Annotated in this window: 23 protein-coding genes and 1 tRNA gene; 4 read left to right on the forward strand and 20 right to left on the reverse strand. The window is 44.2% G+C overall.

Annotation, left to right across the window (positions count from 1 at the left end; all coding sequences use genetic code 11):
- Positions 1-53: 53 nt before the first annotated feature.
- The 3 genes from zwf to MAR181_RS14430 form a co-directional block, all read right to left on the reverse strand.
- Complete coding sequence (zwf, locus tag MAR181_RS14420) at positions 54-1,529, reverse strand: glucose-6-phosphate dehydrogenase (protein ID WP_013797335.1); 1,476 nt, start codon at positions 1,527-1,529, stop codon at positions 54-56.
- Positions 1,530-1,548: 19 nt separating this feature from the next.
- On the reverse strand, positions 1,549-2,523 hold the full coding sequence (gene glk, locus MAR181_RS14425) for a glucokinase (RefSeq protein WP_013797336.1): 975 nt from the start codon (positions 2,521-2,523) through the stop codon (positions 1,549-1,551).
- A 104-nt stretch (positions 2,524-2,627) separates the two neighbouring features.
- Positions 2,628-3,692, reverse strand: a complete 1,065-nt coding sequence (locus MAR181_RS14430) for a GGDEF domain-containing protein (protein ID WP_013797337.1) — start codon at positions 3,690-3,692, stop codon at positions 2,628-2,630.
- A gap of 288 nt (positions 3,693-3,980) precedes the next feature.
- On the opposite strand from MAR181_RS14430, the gene MAR181_RS14435 reads away from it, so the two are divergent.
- Positions 3,981-4,304: a hypothetical protein gene (locus MAR181_RS14435; RefSeq protein WP_013797338.1), complete on the forward strand. Its 324-nt coding sequence runs from the start codon at positions 3,981-3,983 to the stop codon at positions 4,302-4,304.
- A gap of 1 nt (position 4,305) precedes the next feature.
- Here MAR181_RS14435 and MAR181_RS14440 read toward each other — a convergent pair whose 3' ends face one another.
- Positions 4,306-5,331 (reverse strand): DUF3080 family protein, encoded by a 1,026-nt coding sequence (locus tag MAR181_RS14440; RefSeq protein ID WP_013797339.1) that lies wholly within the window; start codon positions 5,329-5,331, stop codon positions 4,306-4,308.
- Between MAR181_RS14440 and MAR181_RS14445 the strand changes: the two genes are divergently transcribed.
- Entirely contained in the window at positions 5,330-5,740 is a 411-nt protein-coding gene (locus MAR181_RS14445; RefSeq protein WP_013797340.1) for an acyl-CoA thioesterase, read from the forward strand. The genes MAR181_RS14440 and MAR181_RS14445 overlap by 2 nt on opposite strands.
- Positions 5,741-5,846: 106 nt before the next feature.
- Here MAR181_RS14445 and MAR181_RS14450 read toward each other — a convergent pair whose 3' ends face one another.
- The 15 genes from MAR181_RS14450 to rlmE all read right to left on the reverse strand — a co-directional run bounded on the left by MAR181_RS14450 (position 5,847) and on the right by rlmE (position 21,539).
- The gene (locus tag MAR181_RS14450; protein ID WP_013797341.1) at positions 5,847-6,437 is read right to left on the reverse strand and encodes an LPP20 family lipoprotein; all 591 of its coding nucleotides are present in this window, start codon (positions 6,435-6,437) and stop codon (positions 5,847-5,849) included.
- 138 nt (positions 6,438-6,575) lie between these two features.
- Positions 6,576-8,684, reverse strand: a complete 2,109-nt coding sequence (pnp, locus tag MAR181_RS14455; protein ID WP_013797342.1) for a polyribonucleotide nucleotidyltransferase — start codon at positions 8,682-8,684, stop codon at positions 6,576-6,578.
- 164 nt (positions 8,685-8,848) lie between these two features.
- Complete coding sequence (gene rpsO, locus MAR181_RS14460; protein ID WP_012068748.1) at positions 8,849-9,118, reverse strand: 30S ribosomal protein S15; 270 nt, start codon at positions 9,116-9,118, stop codon at positions 8,849-8,851.
- An 86-nt stretch (positions 9,119-9,204) separates the two neighbouring features.
- Positions 9,205-10,134 carry a tRNA pseudouridine(55) synthase TruB gene (gene truB / locus MAR181_RS14465; protein ID WP_013797343.1) on the reverse strand — a complete coding sequence of 310 codons (930 nt, stop codon included), beginning with the start codon at positions 10,132-10,134 and terminating at the stop codon, positions 9,205-9,207.
- Positions 10,135-10,143: 9 nt separating this feature from the next.
- Positions 10,144-10,533, reverse strand: coding sequence for a 30S ribosome-binding factor RbfA (gene rbfA / locus MAR181_RS14470; protein WP_013797344.1), 390 nt, complete (start codon positions 10,531-10,533; stop codon positions 10,144-10,146).
- A 12-nt stretch (positions 10,534-10,545) separates the two neighbouring features.
- Positions 10,546-13,119 (reverse strand): translation initiation factor IF-2, encoded by a 2,574-nt coding sequence (infB, locus tag MAR181_RS14475; protein WP_013797345.1) that lies wholly within the window; start codon positions 13,117-13,119, stop codon positions 10,546-10,548.
- 26 nt (positions 13,120-13,145) lie between these two features.
- Positions 13,146-14,636, reverse strand: a complete 1,491-nt coding sequence (gene nusA / locus MAR181_RS14480) for a transcription termination factor NusA (RefSeq protein ID WP_013797346.1) — start codon at positions 14,634-14,636, stop codon at positions 13,146-13,148.
- A 28-nt stretch (positions 14,637-14,664) separates the two neighbouring features.
- Complete coding sequence (gene rimP / locus MAR181_RS14485) at positions 14,665-15,126, reverse strand: ribosome maturation factor RimP (protein WP_013797347.1); 462 nt, start codon at positions 15,124-15,126, stop codon at positions 14,665-14,667.
- 240 nt (positions 15,127-15,366) lie between these two features.
- Positions 15,367-15,452: transfer RNA gene (locus MAR181_RS14490), tRNA-Leu, on the reverse strand.
- Between the two features lie 22 nt (positions 15,453-15,474).
- Positions 15,475-15,831 (reverse strand): preprotein translocase subunit SecG, encoded by a 357-nt coding sequence (gene secG / locus MAR181_RS14495; RefSeq protein WP_013797348.1) that lies wholly within the window; start codon positions 15,829-15,831, stop codon positions 15,475-15,477.
- A 3-nt stretch (positions 15,832-15,834) separates the two neighbouring features.
- Complete coding sequence (gene tpiA / locus MAR181_RS14500) at positions 15,835-16,587, reverse strand: triose-phosphate isomerase (protein WP_013797349.1); 753 nt, start codon at positions 16,585-16,587, stop codon at positions 15,835-15,837.
- 94 nt (positions 16,588-16,681) lie between these two features.
- Positions 16,682-18,028 (reverse strand): phosphoglucosamine mutase, encoded by a 1,347-nt coding sequence (glmM, locus tag MAR181_RS14505; RefSeq protein WP_013797350.1) that lies wholly within the window; start codon positions 18,026-18,028, stop codon positions 16,682-16,684.
- Positions 18,028-18,861 (reverse strand): dihydropteroate synthase, encoded by an 834-nt coding sequence (folP, locus tag MAR181_RS14510; protein WP_013797351.1) that lies wholly within the window; start codon positions 18,859-18,861, stop codon positions 18,028-18,030. Before folP ends, glmM begins: the two co-directional genes overlap by 1 nt.
- A 28-nt stretch (positions 18,862-18,889) precedes the next feature.
- Positions 18,890-20,857, reverse strand: coding sequence for an ATP-dependent zinc metalloprotease FtsH (gene ftsH / locus MAR181_RS14515; protein WP_013797352.1), 1,968 nt, complete (start codon positions 20,855-20,857; stop codon positions 18,890-18,892).
- A gap of 61 nt (positions 20,858-20,918) precedes the next feature.
- The gene (gene rlmE, locus MAR181_RS14520; protein WP_013797353.1) at positions 20,919-21,539 is read right to left on the reverse strand and encodes a 23S rRNA (uridine(2552)-2'-O)-methyltransferase RlmE; all 621 of its coding nucleotides are present in this window, start codon (positions 21,537-21,539) and stop codon (positions 20,919-20,921) included.
- A gap of 99 nt (positions 21,540-21,638) precedes the next feature.
- Here rlmE and MAR181_RS14525 point away from each other — a divergent pair, with 99 nt between their 5' ends.
- Both MAR181_RS14525 and MAR181_RS14530 read left to right on the forward strand, forming a co-directional pair.
- Positions 21,639-21,941, forward strand: coding sequence for a YhbY family RNA-binding protein (locus tag MAR181_RS14525; protein WP_013797354.1), 303 nt, complete (start codon positions 21,639-21,641; stop codon positions 21,939-21,941).
- A gap of 208 nt (positions 21,942-22,149) precedes the next feature.
- Positions 22,150-22,989, forward strand: a complete 840-nt coding sequence (locus tag MAR181_RS14530; protein WP_013797355.1) for a hypothetical protein — start codon at positions 22,150-22,152, stop codon at positions 22,987-22,989.
- Positions 22,990-23,074: 85 nt separating this feature from the next.
- On the opposite strand, the gene erpA is transcribed toward MAR181_RS14530, so the two are convergent.
- Positions 23,075-23,422 carry an iron-sulfur cluster insertion protein ErpA gene (gene erpA / locus MAR181_RS14535; protein ID WP_013797356.1) on the reverse strand — a complete coding sequence of 116 codons (348 nt, stop codon included), beginning with the start codon at positions 23,420-23,422 and terminating at the stop codon, positions 23,075-23,077.
- Positions 23,423-23,495: the final 73 nt, after the last annotated feature.

Genomic DNA, 23,495 nt, shown 5'->3' on the forward strand with positions numbered 1-23,495 from the left:
TTTCCTTTTATCGACTGAGTGTTTATTGACTGAGCTAACTAGGTCAATACAACTTAATAATCGTGCCAGTTACGACCGTCTTTAATCGGTAAAGCCATGGACGCCGCAGGCCCCCAAGAACCAGAAGCGTACTCTTTCGGACGCTCACTGGTCTGACTCCAAGCTGACATAATGCCATCTACCCATTTCCAAGCGGCTTCTACTTCGTCATAACGCATGAACAAGGTCGCATCATTACGCATCACATCCAACAACAAACGCTCGTAAGCTTCCGGACTACGCTTATCATTGAACGCCTCTGTTAGACTTAAGTTCAAATCCACTGGCTGTAGATTCATTCCTTCACTCGCGCCTGGGACCTTATTCATCACAGTTAAAGAGATTTTCTCTTCCGGCTGCAGACGAATCACCAATTGGTTACGCTGCAGTTGGCGATTACTCTCGTCACTGAAAATACTATGTGGAACCGCTTTATATTGGATCACAATCTCAGAATAACGCTGACCTAAACGCTTACCTGTTCTTAGGTAGAATGGCACACCAGCCCAACGCCAGTTATCAATGTCTGCACGCAAAGCGACAAAGGTTTCTGTACGTGAATCAGGGTTACTTCCCTCTTCATCAAAGTAACCTTGCACATCTTTGCCTTTAATCATGCCTTTGGCATACTGGCCACGAACCGTCTTAGTGTACGCATTCGCCCCAACAATAGGACGCAACGCCTTTAACACCTTAATCTTTTCATCACGCACAGAATCTGAGTCCATGCGTCCTGGAGGTTCCATAGCAACCAAACACAACAATTGAATGAGATGGTTTTGTACCATATCACGCATGGCGCCCGCTTTATCGTAATAGCCCCAACGTCCCTCTACGCCAACGGTTTCTGAAACCGTAATTTGCACATTATCAATGTGTGCACTGTCCCAAAGAGGTTCGAATAAGGTGTTGCCAAAGCGAATGGCCAATAGGTTTTGAACCGTCTCTTTGCCAAGATAGTGATCGATTCGGAAAGCTTGTTGCTCTTTAAAATTCTTCATCACTTCGTCGTTAATCGCACGAGATGACGCAAGGTCACGACCAAGCGGTTTCTCTAGTACAACACGCATGCGGTCTTCATTCAGACCATGTGACGCCAAAGAAGAACAGATAGAGCCAAACAGGTCTGGTGAAGTCGCCAGGTAGAAAACCACATCTCGGTCATCGCCACCGACTTTATGGTCATTTAAGCGAGCAAAATCAGATTCTTGTTGAGCATCAACAGAAACATAACTCAGACGCTCTTTGAAGCGCGGCCAAACAGTATCATCACCAACACTGGATGGCACAAATTCATTTAGCGCTTCACGAACTTTAGATTGATAGTCGGCATCACTTACTTCTCGCCTCGAAGCACCAATGATTCGAGTACTGGGTGCCAGCAAACCGTCCATATCCAGATGATACAGTGCAGGCAACAACTTACGCATGGCAAGGTCACCACCGCCACCAAAAATTACGACATCACAGGCTTTTAAACTGACCTTCATTCTTTTATCTCCAACTAATCTAGGCTTTCGACACAAGATAGGAAGCGTAGCAAGCACATCCCATCAGCCCTGGGTATTCAGACATCACAACAAAAGTCGGAATCGGTGAAACAAACTCTTTCATACGACCCTTGTCTTGCATAGCTTCTCTAAAGCCACTGCACAATATTTCCTTTAAGTAGCGAGGCACAATACCGCCAGCAATATACACACCGCCTCGCGCTTCAACAGACAATACAAGGTTACCAATGACTCGCCCTAAAAACACAAAAAACTGCTCTAAAGTAGCCTTGGCAATCGGATCATTACCAGCTTTTAATGCCTCACCAATTTCAGGCGCTGACAGACGCTTCTCAATACCGTGTCGAGCGGCTAAGGCTTCATAAATATTTTCTAAGCCCATACCAGACAGCACTCGCTCTGCTGATACTCGTTTATGACGTTTACGCAAGAAAACGATAATATCGTCTTCGACTTCATTGCAAGTCGATAGATCTACATGACCACCTTCTCCAGGTAACACGATATTGGGTCCATTATCCTGAGGGACAATACAAGCCACCCCTAACCCTGTTCCAGCACCAATTACCCAGCTTGCAGCGGTTGGATCGACTTGACTCACGTCTCCCAACACCACTTTATCGGTTTCCGGCAACACTTCGAGACAATGGCCTATCGCATCAAAATCATTTAATAAGGCGACTTGCTTATCCACACCAAAGTAATTCTGTACTTCTTCACGTGTAAAATGCCAAGGGTTATTCGTAAAGCGTATGACATCTTGATTCACTGGTCCGGCAATGGCCAACACCACAGCGTCTATGTCTTTTAAATCAACACTACAGTGATCAACATAATCCGCCGCCGCATCAAAAAAAGTCTCATAGTTTTTACAAGGAAGTACTTTGACTTCAAGTGGCTCAAATTGGTGTATTGGCACCAAAGCAAATCGTGCGTTTGTGCCACCAAGGTCGGCAATTAAAGCATGGGACATATGTGAACCCTAAATTCATTTTTTTGAAATTTTACAACAAAATACAGGCAAAAAACACCGAATCTTTCAATACCAGCAGAACATAATGTAATAAAATTACAAAATTATCTTAGCTTATTTAGAAATTTAAAGACCTTCGTAGGCACGAGTCTTTTACGGTTATTTTTATAGTCGTAGAGGCGCTCATCTGCCACTTTTAACAGATGTTTGTAGTTACTTGGCGCGTCGGAGACAACACTCGCTCCGCCGTAACTAATAGTAATAGGAACTAGGTTAGATTTATACCTTAATGGATTGGATTGTAGATAATCTTGAATGGACTCAGCCACTTGAATTGCCTGATCGTACGTTTTTCCCGGCATAACGAAAACAAATTCATCCCCTGCAAAGCGAAATGCCAACCCTTGTTTATGGACGTATTTTAACAAACGCTTGGCAATGTATTCTAATACCTCATCCCCGCAGTTATGGCCAAGGGTATCATTGATGGATTTGAAGGCATCACAATCAATAAATACCACGGTGAGGTCGCGCTTTTGTTGCTTAGAGCGAGAAAATTCTCGATCCAACATTAGCTCTAACTGACGACGGTTTAATAAGCCAGTTAAAGGGTCACGGGTGGCTAAATATTCAAGCTTCTCTCGGGCCGTTACATTACTGAGACAAATGGAGATTTTAATCGCCAATTGATCCAGTAAAAACGTATCCTTGGTACTCGCATCATAGCGACTCAGATCTGAGTCTGCTTGGCAAAACAGACCAACCAATTCACCATCAATGGTCAACGGTGATATCGCCACAGAAGCAATAATATCACGATAGATGCTCGGGATGATTTCACGACAAAAACTGAGATTGGAATTCACCAATACCGTTTTATTACTCGACTTGATGATATCTATCATAGCACTGCGACGGGTAAACAGGACTCTATCTCTTAAATCAGGCAGTTTTTCAAGGCTTTCGATGAGGTGTGATAAAGGCGCCTCATTAATAAGGTTCACCCAAACGTAAGGTACGTTAAATTGTTTTTGCACTTCTTTTGTCAGGGTCGACACAAACTGATCACAACGTCCAATCGATAAAATACAGCGCTCGATTTCAAAAAACTTGCGCGCAATTTCTTCGTTATGGCGAACATTGTCTATCAGCTCATTAATGTCATGCATGCATTATGCCCTGCCGCTTGATCAAATCGGCCACTTCTTCCCTTGGTACAAACGTAACTAAAAATCTAAAAAATAATGAATCTACAAGATCTTATAGTACGATGCTTAAGTAATTTCAGCCATAAAATGTATTAAAAATGGACGGCTTAGTACAAAAAATTACAATCAGAACAAGATATTCCAACTTTTCCTCTCTTCTAGCAAGCCGTTGTTAATAATTCATTATTCTAGTTAAGAAAAATCCTACCATGCCGATACTCATAACATCACCGAACAATAGGTATGTTAATGAGCATAAGAGAAATTGTTGAAACTCAGGTCACCCAGAGTAGCTTGGCAGGAAAGTCTGTATCAGGCAGTGCCCATTTTGCTCTGATGATGAGTTTATTCAGTCAACCTGGCCCTTCTCTGATAAATGCCAAAGACCGTTTGAATCAACATCAAGCCCACGCCATCACACGCCCAATGCACTTCTCCCAAGGTATAAGTCATAACCCTGTGGCCAACATTGCTCTACTAAAAGCACTCAATCAGGAACCATTGGCAGAAGGAACACCATTCGAATACGATCTCGTTGAAAGCTTAGAAAATCAAATTAACACCCAGATTTAGCTTAATTAGACTGACCACCAACGCCCATTCCACACACATGAAATAAGGCACTCCAGGCTTTTGCATGACGTTGCGAAGCTATTTGATATTGTTGCCATTCACTTTGATCTGATGTCATATCATACTGCTTAAAAAACACCCGCATTTCCGGCGTCAGATGAGACAATTCGACCAATTCATTAAGCAACGGCAAAACCTGATAGGCTGACTGACTAAGGCGCCCCATGTAAGGCTGTACTTGTTTAACATAATGCACTTCAAATTGTTGCTTTAGATAATTTACAGGCGCTCCACAGTCCTTCTCACTTAATTGAGAGACCTGAGCCGTTACTTGATCTAAGTAGCGACGAATGTACATCAGACTAAACAACAAGCGTCCAGCATACTCACTGTCCATCAAGTGTTTTAAATCCTGTTCGAAGACATCACTTTGAATAACAGGCAAGGCTTCAACATCGCTTCCAATCTTCACAAAACGAGTCAAGGCATTTAATAAAGACTGCTGCTTTGCCGTAGAATAATTTAATGGCAAGAAGCCATTCGATAAGCTAAAGAAAGCCTCACTTTCGTCGCCATTAAAAATGGCATTCCCAAAGGCTTTAGGTAGCTCTATGCGCTTTTGCTGAGCAACCGCCATTAATTCTTTCTCTAAAGCGGAGTCATCAATCGAACAAGATTCAATGGCACGCACAATGTCGATTTCATATAAGAAGCGTTGACTATCTAGCATCACCCGCCCAAGAATACTGTTTTTCCTACCCGCAACAATACCGATATCACAGCGCTGCAAGGATAAAAAATCTATCAAGCTGACATCAAATTCCGACAAGGTATTTCGTCGATAACGTGCTTGGGGGAAACCAGTTGGCATTACTATTGCTGGAGCATCAATCTCAATTAACTGAGATCGATCCAGATCTTGGACATAATCAGACAACAGCAATTCTGCTTTAAAACGACTATCACAGCCGCTTATCAGTATAATAATGCTTAACCAAATAATTGCTTTAAAAGGTTTAAAATACATGAACAAACTACTCATTCAGAAGCGTGAAGAAATCTCCGAAACTCGTGTGGCCAAAATGGTATTTCCTGGTACGACCAATCACTACGACACGCTCTTTGGTGGTATCGCATTACAATGGATGGATGAAGTCGCTTACATCGCGGCTACCCGCTTTTCCCGTAAATCCATGGTGACCATCTCGACAGAACAGGTCGATTTCAAGCAGCCTATCCCTTCCGGTATTTTAGTTGAGCTTGTGGCTCGTGTCGTTCATGTGGGTCGAACTTCTCTTAAAGTCGAAGTATCTATTTTTCTTGAGGAGCTGCACAGTGATAAACGCACCAAGGCCATTACTGGGCATTTTAATTTTGTGGCGGTGGATAAAGATAAAAAGCCAACTCCGATCTTTGATGAAGAAGGTCATATTTAAGCAAAATATGTTTAAGCAATAAAAGGGTCAAGTTGACGAGATAATAATAGAAACGCTGCCACAACGGACATCTTGTTATGGCAGCGATAGAAACGAGAGAAAAAGATTAATTAGCGTGACGCTTGGCAATCTCAGATGCTAATTCTTCAAAGCTTTTCTCGGCTTCTAGCTTCTGATACAACGCCGCTTCGCTCTTCATCGACGTGCGCAAAATACTTTCTGCTACCCCTTCCACCTGAGAAGGATCAAGCCCAACTAAAACCACTAGACCGCCAGTAGGCGTTGGCATTTGACGAATCACACGAGAACCAACAAGTTGCTGCTCTGTCACTTGCTTGGTCACAACACTGTTCACACGATCAACCGTTTCAGCGTCGGCTGCACCAGTGGTTTCAACGTACTGTTTAACCATGTTTTGAAGGTCAACACTCAATATTTGAGCCAATTCAACTCGAGCAGACGTGGCCGCCATTTGTTTCATGTAATTTGGCCCAGCCGCTGACTTTTCACTGTAACCAACAGCAGATAAAGCCACACCATCCACTGGTGCACCGCATACCCAATCAGGCGCGGCTTGATTAGAACCATCCGCAAACACACAACTAGGAACCGCCACTTCAGGCGTATTCACTACATCTTTGCTACAAGCAACCAAAACCATGCTGGCTGCCAACACACTGACTAATTTTAGTTTCATGACTTTTTCCTTATACGACGAAACACACAACAGAATAATGAGACGACCCAATATCGTATTATTCTAGCCCATCTGTCCTGATTAAAAACAAAAAAGGTGCTTAAAGCACCTTTTTTCAACCCTAAACCTAAACTGAAATTATTCAGTAAAGGCGGCTTTCTCTTCTTCCGTTACATCTTTCATAGACAGTTTGATACGGCCACGAGCATCAACATCTAGAACTTTAACGATGACTTCTTGATCTTCCGCTAGGAAATCGGTTACCGCACGGATACGCTCTTCAGCGATCTGAGAAATATGCACCAAGCCATCTTTACCAGGCAAGATGTTAACAAAAGCACCAAACTCAGCAAGGCGAACCACCTTACCTTTGTAAAGTTTATCGACTTCTGCTTCGGCTGTAATTTCATGAATTTTCAGTAGCGCAGCATCAGAAGCAGCTTTATCTGCAGCATAGATACGTACCGTACCGTCATCATCAAGGTCGATAGAAGCGCCTGTTTGTTCTGTAATAGAACGAATCGTTGCACCACCTTTACCGATAACATCACGAATTTTCTCAGGATCAATTTTGATCGTCGCCATAGAAGGCGCATTTGGAGACACTTCAGGACGTGCATAACCAATGGTTTTCGCCATTTCACGAAGAATATGAGCACGAGCTTCAAGCGCTTGGCTTAAGGCAATGTCCATGATTTCTTCATTGATGCCTTCGATCTTAATGTCCATTTGCAGCGCTGTAATACCTTCTTCAGTACCCGCTACTTTAAAGTCCATATCACCTAGGTGATCTTCATCACCAAGAATGTCAGTCAAGACAGCAAAACCATCGTCTTCTTTAATAAGACCCATGGCAATACCAGCAACTGGCGCTTTAAGAGGAACACCCGCGTCCATCATTGATAAAGACGCACCACAAACAGAAGCCATTGAGCTTGAACCGTTTGATTCTGTGATCTCAGATACGATACGAATTGTGTATGGGAATTCTTCTTCTGTCGGCAATACCGCTTGAACACCACGGCGAGCCAGACGACCATGACCAATTTCACGACGACCAACACCACCCATACGACCACATTCACCAACAGAGTATGGAGGGAAGTTGTAATGAAGCATGAAGCTGTCTTTACCTTCGCCTGTTAGACCATCTGTCATTTGTGAATCGCGGCTTGTGCCCAAAGTACAAGTTGCAATCGCCTGAGTTTCACCACGAGTAAACAAAGAAGAACCGTGAGTTTTGCTCAACAAACCAACTTCAACATTGATTGGACGAACTGTCTTGTTGTCACGACCATCAATACGTGGCTTGCCATCAATAACACGACGACGAACAATACGTTTTTCTAGTTTCGAAAATACAGACGTTACATCCGCTTCTGTGAATTCACCTTCTTCAGTTACCAAAGCCGCAACTGCAGCATCACGCACTTGACCAAGCTGAGCGTAGCGAGCCATTTTCTCGCTAATACCGTATGCGTCTTCAATTTGCGCTGCGTAACCAGATTCAACCGCTTCTTGTAGAGAAACATTGGCGGCTTCTGGTTGCCATTCCCAGCGTGGTTTACCCGCTTCCGCTGCAAATTCAGTAATAGCACTGATCGCTGCTTGCATTTCTTTGTGTGCGAACAAAACCGCACCTAGCATTTCGTCTTCTGTTAGCTCTTGCGCTTCAGACTCAACCATTAATACAGCGTCTTTCGTACCCGCAACAACCATGTCTAGTAGAGAAGATTCTAGCTCAGAGTAACTTGGATTTAGAACATAACCAGACTCATCATTGAATCCAACACGAGCGGCACCAATTGGGCCGTTGAACGGGATACCAGAAATGGTCAAAGCAGCAGACGTTGCCAACATAGCAGCAATGTCCGCATCCAAGTTTGTGTTGGTAGACATAACAGTACAAACAACCTGAACTTCGTTCATGAAACCTTTCGGAAACAAAGGACGAATCGGACGGTCGATCAAACGAGAAGTTAGCGTTTCTTTTTCAGAAGGACGACCTTCACGCTTTAAAAAACCACCTGGAATTTTACCGACAGCGTAGGCACGCTCTTGATAGTGAACAGATAATGGGAAGAAACCTTGACCCGGCGCGGCGCTTTTCGCACCAACCACGGTTGCCAATACTTGCGCATCACCAATTGTACATAATACAGCACCAGTCGCTTGACGAGCGATGCGGCCAGTTTCAAGAGTAACGGTATCATTACCGAACTGGAAAGTTTTTGTCGTAATACTCACTGGTATTCCTTTTCATTAAAAAAATTACTTTCTCCCAAAGATCATCTTTTTAAGCCAGTACTCATATATGCTCTGAATTCTCTATAAAGCATATATGAAGTACAGGCTGCCCTTGGGAGACCAATAAAAAAAGGGCCATAATAATTTATGGCCCTTCTTCAGTCTTAGCGACGTAGACCTAGCTTTTTGATCAAGCTTGTGTAACGCGCTGCGTCTTTACGCTTAAGGTAATCCAACAATTTACGACGTTGGTTTACCATGCGAATTAGACCACGACGAGAATGATGGTCATGGATATGAGCTTTAAAGTGACCTTGTAGACCTTCGATGTTCTTAGTCAACAATGCTACTTGAACTTCAGGTGAACCAGTGTCGCCTTCCGCTACTTGAAACTCTTTAACCAATGCTGCTTTAGATTCTGCAGACAATGCCATAATCTTATCTCCGAATAATAATATGCGATTAAAAATAAAGGATAGCCGAGCATATTTTCAGTTACCCTACGCGAGTTAGTTTAACACTAATTGTTTGCTAACTCACTGGTATTTATAAGTCGTTGAGGCTTAATAAAATGATCTTTTATCACCCCTAGACCCAAAAAGCGATTTTCACCTTGATCATATAAGCGAACCAAGCTGTCTAACGCTAATTCTGTATGATTTTCGACACGACGGCCAAACACCATTTCTCTCGCTAGCAATGGCGACAATTCTACCTGATCTAAATGCGCAACGGCAGTATCCATTGACATTAATTTTGCATCAAGTTGATCTTCACCTTGTTGCGCCAGTGCCTCAAACTCTTCCAAACTCATCATATCATCTGGCGAGTAACCTGCAGTTGAAACACGGTGCAGCGAATGCAAATGCGCGCCACACCCTAATGCTTCACCAATATCTTCACCAATGGTGCGAATATAGGTGCCTTTTGAACACTGCACATCCAAGGTTAAAGTATCCGCGGTGCGAGAAATCAAGGTCAGATTTGAAATTCTCACCTGACGACGTTTACGCTCAATGACAATCCCTTTTCGCGCATACTCATAAAGAGGTTTGCCTTCATGCTTCAAGGCAGAATACATAGGCGGCACCTGCTCAATATCACCACGAAATTGATCGAGTATGGATTCTAGGTCAGCATCAGCAAGCAATGGAACAGACTCATCAGTCAGTACATCACCTTCTTTGTCCCCCGTTGTGGTTCGTTTCCCCAACTGAATACAAGTGATATAACGCTTATCTGCATCTAACAAGAATTGAGAGAATTTGGTGGCCTCACCAAGACAAAGGGGTAACATCCCCGTTGCTAATGGGTCAAGTGCACCGGTGTGGCCCGCTTTCGCCGCTCGATATAAGCGACGAACACGTTGTAGAGCTTGGTTGGAGCTCAAGCCGATCGGCTTGTTCAGCAAGACGATACCGTCTACTGAACGCCATTTCGTTTTAGACATATAACCTAATTACTCGTCTTCGTTACCGCTTTTACTTTGATCATCACGAATTGCTTCGTCAATCAAAGCTGACATACGGGTACCATTCAACACACTTTGGTCATAGTGAAAACGTAGATGCGGCATCACCCGCAATTTCACTTCTTGCGACAAACGACGACGCAAAAAACCTTTTGCGCTGTCGAGTGCGGCTTGATTTTCAGCAATGACTTCAGGCTGATCATCTTTTCCCAGAACAGTGTAATAAACATCCGCGTAACCAAGGTCTTTGGCAACGCGAACTTCATTTATGGTCACCAAGCCTAAACGAGGATCTTTTACTTCAAACTGGATCAAGGACGCCAGCTCCTTTTGGAGCTGGTCACCAATCCGACTAGTACGACTAAATTCGCCTGCCATGATTTTGTCCTATTAAAGCGTACGCGCAACTTCGATGGTTTCAAAAACCTCGATCTTATCGCCTACTTTGACATCAGTGTAGTTCTTCACACCGATACCACATTCCATACCACGGCTAACTTCATTAACCGCATCTTTGAAGCGACGAAGTGACTCAAGTTCACCTTCGTAGATCACCACATCATCACGCAAGACACGGATCTGCTTATTACGGTAAACCGTACCTTCGATAACCATACAACCTGCGATCAAGCCAAACTTAGGCGAACGGAAGACATCACGTACTTCAGCAGTACCTTGAATTTCTTCACGTAGATCCGGTGTCAACATGCCTGAAAGGGCTTGTTTCACATCGTCGATGATGTTGTAGATGACACTGTAGTAACGTAGATCAATGCTTTCACGTTCAATGAATTGCTTCGCTGACGTATCGGCACGTACGTTAAAACCAAAAATAACCGCTTCTGAAGCTAAGGCCAAAGTCGCATCTGTTTCCGTAATACCACCGACACCACTAGAAACGATGTTCACTTTTACTTCGTCAGTATTCAAATCGGTTAGAGATTTGATCAAGGCTTCTAAAGAACCTCGAACATCGGCTTTTAGTACCACATTCAAAGTACGAACTTCGTCTTTACCCATTTCAGAGAACAGGTTCTCAAGCTTCGCAGAATGCTGACGAGCAAAACGTACTTCACGGTATTTACCTTGGCGGAAGTTAGCCACTTCACGAGCTTTACGCTCATCAGCAACAACGATGAACTCTTCACCCGCATCAGGCGTACCATCAAGACCTAGGATCTCAACAGGAATGGAAGGACCAGCATCATCAATCGCTTTGCCATTTTCATCTAACAAGGCGCGTACGCGACCCATTTGAAGACCAGCTAGGACGATATCACCTTTGCGTAAGGTACCGTTTTGCACCAATAATGTCGCAACAGAACCACGACCACGGTCCAAACGTGCTTCCACAACAACACCCTTACCAGGTGCACTTGGAACAGCGCTTAATTCAAGTACTTCAGCTTGTAACAATACCGCTTCTAGAAGTGCTTCAATACCTTCACCTGATTTAGCCGATACACCAACGAATTGGATATCACCGCCCCATTCTTCTGGAACGACTTCTTGTGCAACAAGCTCGTTCTTCACGCGCTCAATGTCCGCACCTTCTTTATCGACCTTAGTGATGGCAACAACCATAGGCACTTCCGCTGCACGAGCATGCTGAATGGCCTCAATGGTTTGTGGCATAACACCATCGTCTGCCGCACAAACCAAGATAACAATATCAGTTGCTTTAGCACCACGAGCACGCATAGAGGTAAAGGCCGCGTGTCCAGGTGTATCTAGAAAGCTGACCATTCCATGTGGTGTTTCAACATGATAGGCACCGATATGCTGAGTAATGCCACCAGATTCCGCCGCCGCAACACGTGTGGTACGAATGTAATCCAATAAAGACGTTTTACCATGGTCAACGTGACCCATCACCGTAACCACTGGGGCACGCTTAATGGCTTCACCTTCATAATCGATAGCATCGATCATGTCGTTTTCCACGGCATTTTCGTCAATGTATTTAACCGTATGACCCATTTCTTCAACGACTAAAGTCGCCGTATCACGATCAATTGTTTGGTTAATGGTTGCCATCGCCCCCATCTTAAACATGATCTTGATCACTTCAGCGCCTTTAACGGCCATCTTTTCAGCTAATTCAGCAACGGTGATGCTCTCAGGCAAAGCCACTTCATGAATCATTTTAGCCGTTGGCTTCTGGAAGCCGTGCTCTTGCTTAGTGGCTTTCTTATGCTTACGACCAAGCTTACCGCCGCGACGACCAAACTCATCACCGTCATTAACGTTTACACGACTGCGTTTGTTGTCTGGGTTATTACGACCACGAGGCTTATCTTTTTCTTTGTCACTTTCATGACGAACGCCTTTCTTGCCTTTAGGGGCAACACTTGGCTTTTTACTGTCCATTGCTGGCTGAGTAGCCTTCTTTGGCGCTTTTTTCTGTTTTGGTGTTTCCACGGGTTCTGCCGCTCCTACGTCGGAGGCATTTTGCTCCGTATCATTTAGCACGCCATTGTCCTTAGTGGCAACGGTTTTTTCCGCTTCTTGACGCGCTTTTTCTTCAGCTTCAGCCTTCGCTTTGGCTACTGTCTCTTCCGCAAGCTTACGCTCTGCTTCTAGACGAGCCTGCTCTTCTGCTTGCTCGCGAGCTTGCTCTTCGGCAAGACGCTTAGCTAATTCTTCCTGCTTTTGCGCCTCTTCGTCAACATCATCACGCTTTACGTAAGTACGTTTTTTCTTCACAGCCACATTGACTGATTTGCCACCATCACCAGAAATGGTACTGGTTTTCTTACGCTGCAATGTAATGCGTTGGTTGTCAGCCGTTTCATCTTCGCCATGCTGACGTTTTAAATAGTTCAATAACACTTGCTTTTCAACTTCAGAGACTTCTTGGTCCGCTTTTGTTTGCGGAAGACCAGCCTCTTTCATCTGAGCTAGTAGCTTATCGACTGGTTTATTAACCAGTTCGGATAGTATCTTTACGGTTTGAACTGTCATTAAGTTCCCCCTTTTGTACTCAGATTTTATTCAGATTCAGTAAACCAAGGTGCACGAGCGGTCAAAATTAGGCTGGCTGCGCGCTCTTCCGTCATACCTTCAACGTCAAGCAACTCATCAACAGACTGTTCGGCAAGGTCTTCCATCGTGATAACCCCCATGGAAGCAAGTACCAAGGCAAGGTGATTATCCATCCCTTCCATTGTCAGCAAGTCTTCAGCCGGTTTTGCACCATCCAACTGCTCTTCTGCTTGAAGAGCTTGATTTAATAGAGCTTCTTTTGCCCGTGAGCGAAGTTCGTTTACTAAATCTTCATCAAATCCGTCGATGTCTAACATTTCTTCCATTGGGACATAAGCCACTTCTTCCAAAGAAGCAAATCCCTCTTCAACCATTTGAATAGCCAAATCGTCGTCGATATTAAGACCAGAAACAAACAAGTCGATAAGTTTCTGCGACTCTTCTTGTTGTTTCGCTTCTGCGTCTTCACTGGTCATCACATTCAATGACCAGCCAGTCAAAGATGAGGCTAAGCGAACATTTTGACCATTACGGCCAATCGCTTGAGCTAGGTTGTCAGCTTTCACCGCCACATCCATAGAGTGTGCATCTTCATCAATAACAATAGAGTCCACTTCAGCAGGCGCCATTGCATTGATAACCAATTGTGCTGGATTATCGTCCCAAAGAACGATATCGACACGCTCACCATTCATTTCATTTGAAACCGCTTGCACTCGTGCACCACGCATACCAACACATGCTCCAATAGGATCAATGCGACGATCATTGGTTTTTACAGCAATTTTGGCACGTAGACCTGGATCACGAGAAGCGCCACGGATCTCAATCACTTCTTCCGCAATTTCTGGCACCTCAAGACGGAATAACTCAACCATAAAGGCTGGATCATTACGTGACAAAATTAATTGTGCACCACGATTATCTTCACGAATTTCCAATAACAAGGCACGAATGCGGTCATTCATACGGAAACTTTCACGAGCAATCAACTGATCTTTTGGCAAACTTGCCTCAGCATTTTCACCAAGATCAATGATCAAGCTGTCACGAGTCACTTTCTTCACCTGACCATGAACTAGCTTGCCAACCTTCTCGGCATACAAGGCAACCATTTTCGCGCGTTCAGCTTCACGAACTTTTTGAACGATGACCTGTTTTGCTGTTTGCGCAGCAATACGCCCAAATTCTTCTGACTCAACTTCTTCTTCGTAAACTTCACCTATGCCTAAACCTAGGTTCTGTTCTTCAGAATCATCAATTGTTAATTCAAAAGCAGGATTGGAATAATCTTCATCGGCAACAATGTTCCACTGACGATACGTCATATAATCACCAGTACGCTGATCAATAGACACTCGAATTAATGCGTCTTCTTCAAAACGACGCTTGGCAGCACTCGCTAAAGCAATTTCAACGGCTTCGAAAATAACTTGTTTCGGAACATCTTTTTCGTTGGAAACGGCTTCTACTACCAAAAGAATTTCTTTGCTCATCCTTTTAGCCTCTCTTCAAGGTTAATTTTTAAAATTGTGGAACAATATTGCCTTTATCAATTAAATCAATCGGCAACAAGTATTCTTCTTGATCAACACGAACGACAATATCGTCGTTCTCAACGCCCACTAACTGTCCTTTAAACTTACGACGCCCATCAAATGGCACTCGCAAACGTAAAGACACAATTGAGCCAACATATGCTTGATATTGAGTCAAAGAAAATAAAGGTCGATCCAAGCCTGGTGAAGAGACCTCTAGGTGATACTCACCTGTAATTGGATCTTCAACATCCAAAATAGAACTCACCTGACGGCTCACACGAGCACAATCTTCAACATCAATCCCTTTCTCAGCATCTGTTTCAATAAAGATACGCAGCACAGAGTCTTTACCTTGCGATAAATACTCCATTCCCCAAAACTCGAACTCCAGACCTTCAACAACTGGACGAACAAGTTCCTCTAAAATCGTAAATTTAGCTGACAATCGCTTTCTCCGAGTATCGCGTTTGCAAAACGCAGAAACAAAAAACGGGCTCAAGGCCCATTTATGCAGTTCAGATAACAAAAAACCCCATAAAGGGGCTCTCAGTGCTTGCAACAATCAAATCGTTGCAAGCCTCCTTCTCGTAAAAAGAAGGCCGTCAATCCGGACTATTAGCAGAGTCCCAAACAACTCTGTATTAATAGCTGACATCATACAGAAAATATGACGTCAATTCAAGATTGGTGCCGATGGCCGGACTCGAACCGGCACAGCCGTAGGCCACCACCCCCTCAAGATGGCGTGTCTACCAATTCCACCACATCGGCAAAACCTTATATCAAAGCGTTCTTATTCCGTTACAGGAAGGTCAGATGACGCTTTCTTCTCCTCACCTAGAGCAGGCAATTCAACTGTTTCTTCAGATACTTGAGAGGCTGAAGGCAGAGAATCTAGAGCACCAGAGACACTCTTAGCTTGCTCACTAGCGTAAAACGCCAATCCAAAACTGGTAATAAAGAAAACCAACGCAAAAACACCGGTTAGCTTACCGAAGAAGCTACCGCCACCCTGACTTCCAAATACGGTTTGAGAGGCACCACCACCGAATGAAGCACCAGCGTCTGCGCCTTTACCTTGCTGCAATAACACCAATGCAATAATCGCAATTGCGGCGAGAACATGAAAAACTAAAATAAGCGCTTCCATCAATTAACCTGCTGCTTTAACTATGTCTAAAAATTCTTTTGCATCCAAAGATGCGCCACCCACAAGGGCACCATCAACATCAGGCATGGTAAATAACTCTGCACTGGTTGAGGCCTTTACACTACCACCATAAAGAATCTGAACTTTCTCAGAAACCGGTGTAGATAAGCTTGCCAAATTGGCTCTAATTGCTTGATGCACATCTTGTGCCTGTTGCGCACTGGCAGATAACCCAGTACCAATCGCCCAAACTGGCTCATAAGCAATGACTATATTCTCAAACGCTTGAATGCCAACCACATCAATCACCGCGGCAACTTGACGCTCACAAACAAGCAAAGTTTGCTCAGCTTCACGCTCTTCTAGCGTTTCACCGATACACAAAATGGGTTTCAAACCTGCTGACAAAGCCATCTTCACTTTTTCAGCAACCACTTCGTCTGTTTCACCATACAAAGAACGTCGCTCTGAGTGACCCACTAGAACATAAGTCACCTTGAAGTCTGTCAACATAGCCGTTGAAACTTCACCCGTATAAGCCCCTTTTTCATACTGACTGAGGTTTTGCGCAGCCAGTACTAGTCCACTTTGCTGAGCAATAACATCTGCCACTTGTGAAAGATAAGGAAATGGGGGAGTAACAACCACTTCAGCACTAGATTCTGACATCTCTAATAGACCGTTAACCAAGCTCGAAATTGACGCTTTCGAACCATTCATCTTCCAGTTTCCAGCTACTATTTTTTGTCGAATCATAATCTAGCCCTTAAATTCGAGGCGCTCATTCTATGGAAAGCCTCTGTTGGTTTCAAGTATTTATTTTTATTCCAATCACTAAGTTGGTGTTTTATTAGGCAGATTGCTTCGCCGCAACAACAGCGTCAACTTCTTCTACCAAATAATCGACCAATTCATCTACCGTTTCATCATCACGACCTTCTACCATAACCCGAATCAAGGGTTCGGTCCCAGACGCTCGTAACAACACACGCCCTAGACCATTTAATCTTTCGTTTGCCACCGCAATGGCTTTCTGCAAAGCAGGCTCTTCATTCGGGATAAAACGTTCTGCCACTCGGATGTTTTTCAGTTTTTGTGGAAACTTAACCAGCCCAGTCAATAGCTCATCCAAAGCCTTACCTTCTTCCACCATCGCCTGTAAAACTTGCAATGCCGCAACAATACCGTCACCCGTTGTCGTAATAGATCGACAGACAATGTGCCCAGATGGCTCGCCACCCAGAACCCAACCGTGGTGAACCAGTTTTTCATTCACATAACGATCTCCAACCGCCGCTCGACTAAAGCCAATACCGGTTTCAGAAAAAGCCAACTCCAAACCAAAGTTACTCATAAGAGTCCCGACCACACCGCCACTGAAGCGCCCTGTGCTCATCAAATGATTGGCAATAATGTATAAAATATCATCACCATCACGTACTACACCGTGACGGTCAACAAGAATCAGACGATCGCCATCACCATCTAAGGCAATACCTATATCCGCATCTTCAGCCAACACATTTTTACGCAACAGTTCCGGCTTGGTCGCACCACTGAACTCATTGATATTCAAGCCGTCAGGATTGGCACCAATGGAGATCACTTCGGCACCCAACTCAGAAAATACACGAGGCGCGACATGATAGGTAGCGCCATCAGCACAATCCACCACAATTTTAAGACCGCTCAACTGCAAACCAATCGGAAAGGTGCCTTTGCAATATTCAATATAACGCCCTGCAGCATCATCAATACGACGAGCTCGTCCGATCAAGCTCGACTCAACCACTTCCATTGGTTGGTCTAAATAATATTCGATGCGCTCTTCAATTTCATCCGAGACCTTACCGCCCTCAGCTGAGAAAAACTTAATGCCATTATCATAAAAAGGATTGTGGGAGGCACTGATCACAATGCCAGCACTGGCGCGAAAAGTACGTGTCAAATAAGCGATAGCGGGCGTTGGCATTGGCCCCACCAAACGCACATCAGCACCGGCTGCAACAATGCCTGCCTCTAAGGCAGATTCAAACATATAGCCTGAAATACGCGTATCTTTACCGATCAATATTTTCTTGTCTTTTTCCTTAAATACCTGACCTGCAGCCCAACCCAGCTTTAACATAAACTCAGGAGTGATCGGTGTTGTACCAACCTTGCCACGAATACCATCTGTACCAAAATACTTACGCATTATTTCTCTCTCTCAATACGTGACATTAGCGTCAACATTTCGACATGAGACCTAACATCGTGAACCCTAAATATCCTTGCGCCACGTGCATAGGCCGAAGCATTCGCACCCATAGTACCATATAAGCGCTCCTCGACTGGAAGTCCTAATATGTCCCCTACCATAGTTTTACGAGACACGCCAATCAACACCTCAAAACCAAGGCGCTTAAAGTACTCCGTATGCTGCAACAACAATAAATTGTGTGGTAACGCTTTACCAAAACCAATACCGGGATCCAGTAAAATATTAGCCGAATCAATACCTACTGACTGACACGCCGCTACACGAGTCAATAAATAATCAGACACCTCAGACACAACCGACTGATAATCAGGTTGATCTTGCATGGTTTGAGGCATGCCCTTCATATGCATCAAGCACACTGGCAACTTAGTCTGAGCAGCCGCTTGCAAGGCACCATCACGCTCCAATGCCCTAACATCATTGATCAACCCAGCTCCCAAATTCGCGGATTGCAGCATCACCTCAGGCGTACTAGTGTCTACCGACACAATGACATCAAAGCGCGACTTAATGGCTTCAACAATAGGAATAACTCGATCTAGTTCTTGTTGACAGGAAACCGGCACCGCACCTGGTCGCGTTGATTCACCACCAACATCGATCATGCTAGCGCCTTCACAAATCATTCGTTCGCTTTGACGTAACGCGGAGTCAAGAGAATTGAAGGCACCGCCATCCGAAAATGAGTCCGGTGTGACATTCAGAATGCCCATTACATGAGGAAGGGACAAGTCTAACGACTTGTCCCCAAATGACATTAACGACATGAAATATCCATATCAAAATGATTTGAAATTATTCACCTGCAGGCCGAGAAGCTTCACCAGATACTCCGTCTACATCACTTGCCTCAGCAACAACTTCCTCTGTAGGCGCTTCTGGTGCTGTTTTTTCTTCACCATTGTCTGGCGAATCAGCACTAGGATCTGACCATCCTTCTGGCGCAGATGGTTTTTTACCATCCATAATTTCTTTAATTTGCTTCGCATCAATGGTTTCATACTGCATCAATGCTTCAGCCATCACATCCAGTTTACTACGATTCTCATGCAAGATGTTCGTTGCCGTCTCGTAACAGCGATTAATAATATCTTGCACTTCTGCGTCTATAACTTTTCCAGTCTCAGGGGAGAAGTAATTCGCCTTACTTCCTGTCGGACCAGAGATGTAACCACCAGAATTATCATCTTCTTCGTAAGCAAAAGGCCCAAGTTTTTCAGACAAGCCCCATTTGGTCACCATGTTACGAGCAATACTGGTTGCTCGCTCAATGTCGTTTGACGCACCAGTCGAAACACCATCAAAACCATGAATCATCTCTTCGGCAATACGACCACCATAGAGACTACAAACCTGACTCTCTAAACCACGCTTACTGACACTGTATTTATCATCTTCAGGCAAGTACATAGTCACACCCAAAGCACGACCACGAGGAATAATAGACACCTTGTAAACCGGGTCATGTTCAGGCATTAGGTAACCAATAATAGTATGACCTGCTTCGTGATAAGCCGTATTCAACTTCTCTTCATTGTTCATCACCATGGTCTTACGCTCTGCTCCCATCAGGATCTTATCCTTAGCGAGTTCAAGCTGCTCCATGTTCACCAAACGACGATTCGAACGTGCTGCAAACAGAGCAGCTTCATTGACCAAGTTCGCCAAATCAGCACCAGAAAAACCTGGTGTACCACGCGCTATATTTTTTGGTTCAACATCGTCATCGCACGGCACTTTACGCAAATGCACTTTCAAAATCTGTTCACGACCACGAATATCAGGTAAACCAACTGTGACTTGACGGTCAAAACGGCCCGGACGCAATAACGCAGGATCCAACACATCAGGACGGTTTGTTGCAGCAATTACGATAATACCTTCGTTACCTTCAAAACCATCCATTTCAACCAACAGTTGGTTCAACGTCTGTTCACGTTCATCATTACCACCGCCCATACCTGAGCCACGGTTACGACCAACCGCATCAATCTCATCAATAAAGATTATGCAGGGCGCATGCTTCTTCGCTTGTTCGAACATGTCACGAACACGAGACGCACCCACACCCACAAACATTTCAACAAAGTCTGAACCGGAAATGGTAAAGAAAGGGACTTTCGCTTCACCCGCAATGGCTTTCGCCAAAAGAGTTTTACCCGTACCTGGAGGTCCACACATTAAGATACCGCGAGGAATCTTACCGCCTAGACGCTGAAACTTGCTTGGCTCACGAAGGAAGTCCACCAATTCTTCGGTGTCTTCTTTAGCCTCATCACAGCCTGCTACATCAGCAAAAGTTGTCTTAATTTGGTCCTCTGGCAGCAATCGTGCTTTTGACTTACCAAAAGACATCGGACCGCCTTTACCACCGCCACCGCCTTGCATTTGGCGCATAAAGAACATAAAAATGGCAAGAATAAGAAGAATAGGAAAGCTCGCCACCAACAACTGAGTCCAAATGCTCTGCTGTTCTGGCATACGACCTTCAACAACGACATTCTTGTTAAGTAAGTCATCCATCAATTTAGGATCGGACGCAGCAGGGCGAACGGTATCAAAACTGTCACCATTTGAACGCGTACCACTAATGGTATAACCGTCAACAATCACTTTCGCGATCCGGCCATCTTGTACTTCTTTAACAAACTCAGAATAAGAAATTCGGTTCGTTTCTGACGTGGTATTAAAATTGTTAAAAACTGTTAACAGTACCGCCGCAATGACCAACCATAACAGAATATTTTTTAGCATATCGTTCAAGAGCACACCTCTTAACGGTTAGTTTTAAATGTTACTGGCTATCATACCAGAACATTACCCATTAACCCTTATATTGTCTTCCTAATAAGTAAACTTCACGACTTCGCGCCCGAGAAGCATCCGGTTTTCGCGTTACAACAGAGCCAAACTGCTCTCGCATGGCTTTCAAGTATTCTTCAAAGCCCTCTCCTTGGAACACTTTTACTAAAAAGTTACCACCAGGACGCAACACATGAGCCGCCATATCCAAGGCGAGTTCCACCAGATACATCGCCTGAGGCTGATCCGAAGAACTGTTTCCACTCATATTGGGGGCCATATCAGAAATTACAAGATCCGCTTTTTGATCTCCAATCTCCGCCAAAATGGCTTCGTACACTTCTTGCTCAGTAAAGTCCCCCTGAACAAAGCGCACACCAGGCAGCGGGGCCATCTCTAAGATGTCGGAGGCAACAATGGTACCCTTATCCCCAATTAACTTTGCCGCGATTTGCGACCAGCCACCAGGTGCCGCACCAAGATCCACCACACTCATTCCAGGGCGAATCAGCTTATCCTTATCATTGATTTCAATTAGCTTATAGCTCGCTCTAGAACGATAACCATCTTGTTGAGACTTTTTGACATAAGGATCGTCAAAATGTTCCTTCATCCAATTGTTACTACTTTTTGATCTTGCCACGTTTTCATCATACCTAAATCATTCAATATTCCGCTATAATATCGCTTAACCTTTAAAGCCTCCAATAAAGAGGGTCAACTAAGATGAGAAAAATTTACTATGAGTCTGACAAACGCCCAAAAAAAGCAGTACCGTTTAATCGGTCACAGCCTTAATCCTGTCGTAATGATCGCTGGTAACGGTCTAACAGAAGCCGTACTAACCGAAATAGACAGAGCACTTGAAGATCACGAATTAATAAAAGTTCGCATCAGTATTACTGACCGAGATGTACGCAGTGCCTTAATTACAGAAATCAGCAAAGTAATGAAAAGCGAAACGGTACAAGTCATCGGCAAGGTCGCACTTTTTTACCGCGCAGCCTTAGAGCCCAATCCTAAGCTTTCGAACCTACTGCGCTAAGCAAAGATTCGCCGCGCCTACAGGGATGTAGGCTAAGCGCCCTCTAAAATGCTCTTTCTCTCACCCAAAACATCCACTCCCTTCTAAAACCACCATTTAATATAGCTTTTCAGTCATAACACTATTAGCTTTTCTAAAATAACCTCAGCCACTAAACTCTTCCTGAAAATGGTCGATAACATTGCACAGCGATCAAAGGAGCCGCACCATGCTATTTATCGAGGCATTAAACAGAGCCAGTACCAAGCAGATTGACAGGAAACTTCTTGCCAAAGGCAAGCCACGTCTGTTTGTAAGTAACAAGGACTCTGTTGACCTCAGCAGTGCCGCCCACCAAGTGAAAGAAATTCATGTAGACAGTGATATAAAAGAGTCGCTAACCGCTTCTTCTAGTATTTTTGCCAACCTACTAGAGCATGTTTTAGGGTATTTAATTCAATCCAATCTACAGGTGTATTCGCCAGAAGAATTGGATTTGGATCAAAAAGATTGGAAATTATTCCTACAGGTTCCGCCAACTGGCATGAGCAGACCTAGTTCTCAAGCTGGTTACAGCACACCTGAAGTTCGGCAACACCCACCCGCAAAACAATTAATTTTTCACATCCCAGTGAAGCCGGCTTATGGCCTTGCCACCGAAATGACACTTATGGTTTCACCTCACCAAGGTTCTCCAGAAGTCCCAAGCTTTTTCTATAACTTGCCAAAAGAGACCCGCTTACCTACGCTCATCACGCCCTATCCACCAGAGTTTATTGAACAACAGGTAACACATCACCATATTTTATTAGACCAAGATGGCGAAGCCGATCAATTATCGCCTCTTTACGCTCAGGTTAATCAAAGCAAACTAGAGGAAGGCACCATACCACCAGCCATTCATGGTTTGAGAATATGGAAAGCAAAAAATAAGGTTCTCACTCCAGCCATACTGGGTGACCAACGAATTGGCTTGGTATTTATTGGCCACCATAAACCGCTCGACAGCAGCATCATTAGCGATGAAGAGCGAGCTAGACAAGCCAACAACCTGTACACCAAAGCCTAACGAGAGCAAGCCCCCTTCATTTTTGAGCCATAAAAAAGGCCTTCACTTACGTGAAGACCTTTTTAACAAATCACAACCGCTCTACTTAAATACTGAAACTCGCACCACAACCACACGTTGAAGTTGCATTAGGGTTTTGCACTGTAAAACGAGAACCTTCTAAATTTTCTTTATAGTCGACTTCTGAACCCACTAGATATTGGAAGCTTAATGGGTCAACCACTAAGGTCACCCCATCTCTAACCACTTCTGTATCATCCTCTTGATGTTCTTCATCAAAGGTGAAGCCATATTGAAAGCCAGAACAACCGCCACCCGTTACGTACACACGTAACATCAAGCGAGCATTCTCTTCTTCTTCAATTAGAGACTTTAGTTTTGCCGCGGCCGCCTCTGTAAATTCAATTGGATCGACCGATTCAACCACACTCATTATGACACCATATATAATACTGTTACGAATAACCGAATTATCCGCTTAACCTAGTAATTTAGTCAAGTATTGA

It is taken from the genome of Marinomonas posidonica IVIA-Po-181, assembly GCF_000214215.1.
Lineage (GTDB): Bacteria > Pseudomonadota > Gammaproteobacteria > Pseudomonadales > Marinomonadaceae > Marinomonas > Marinomonas posidonica.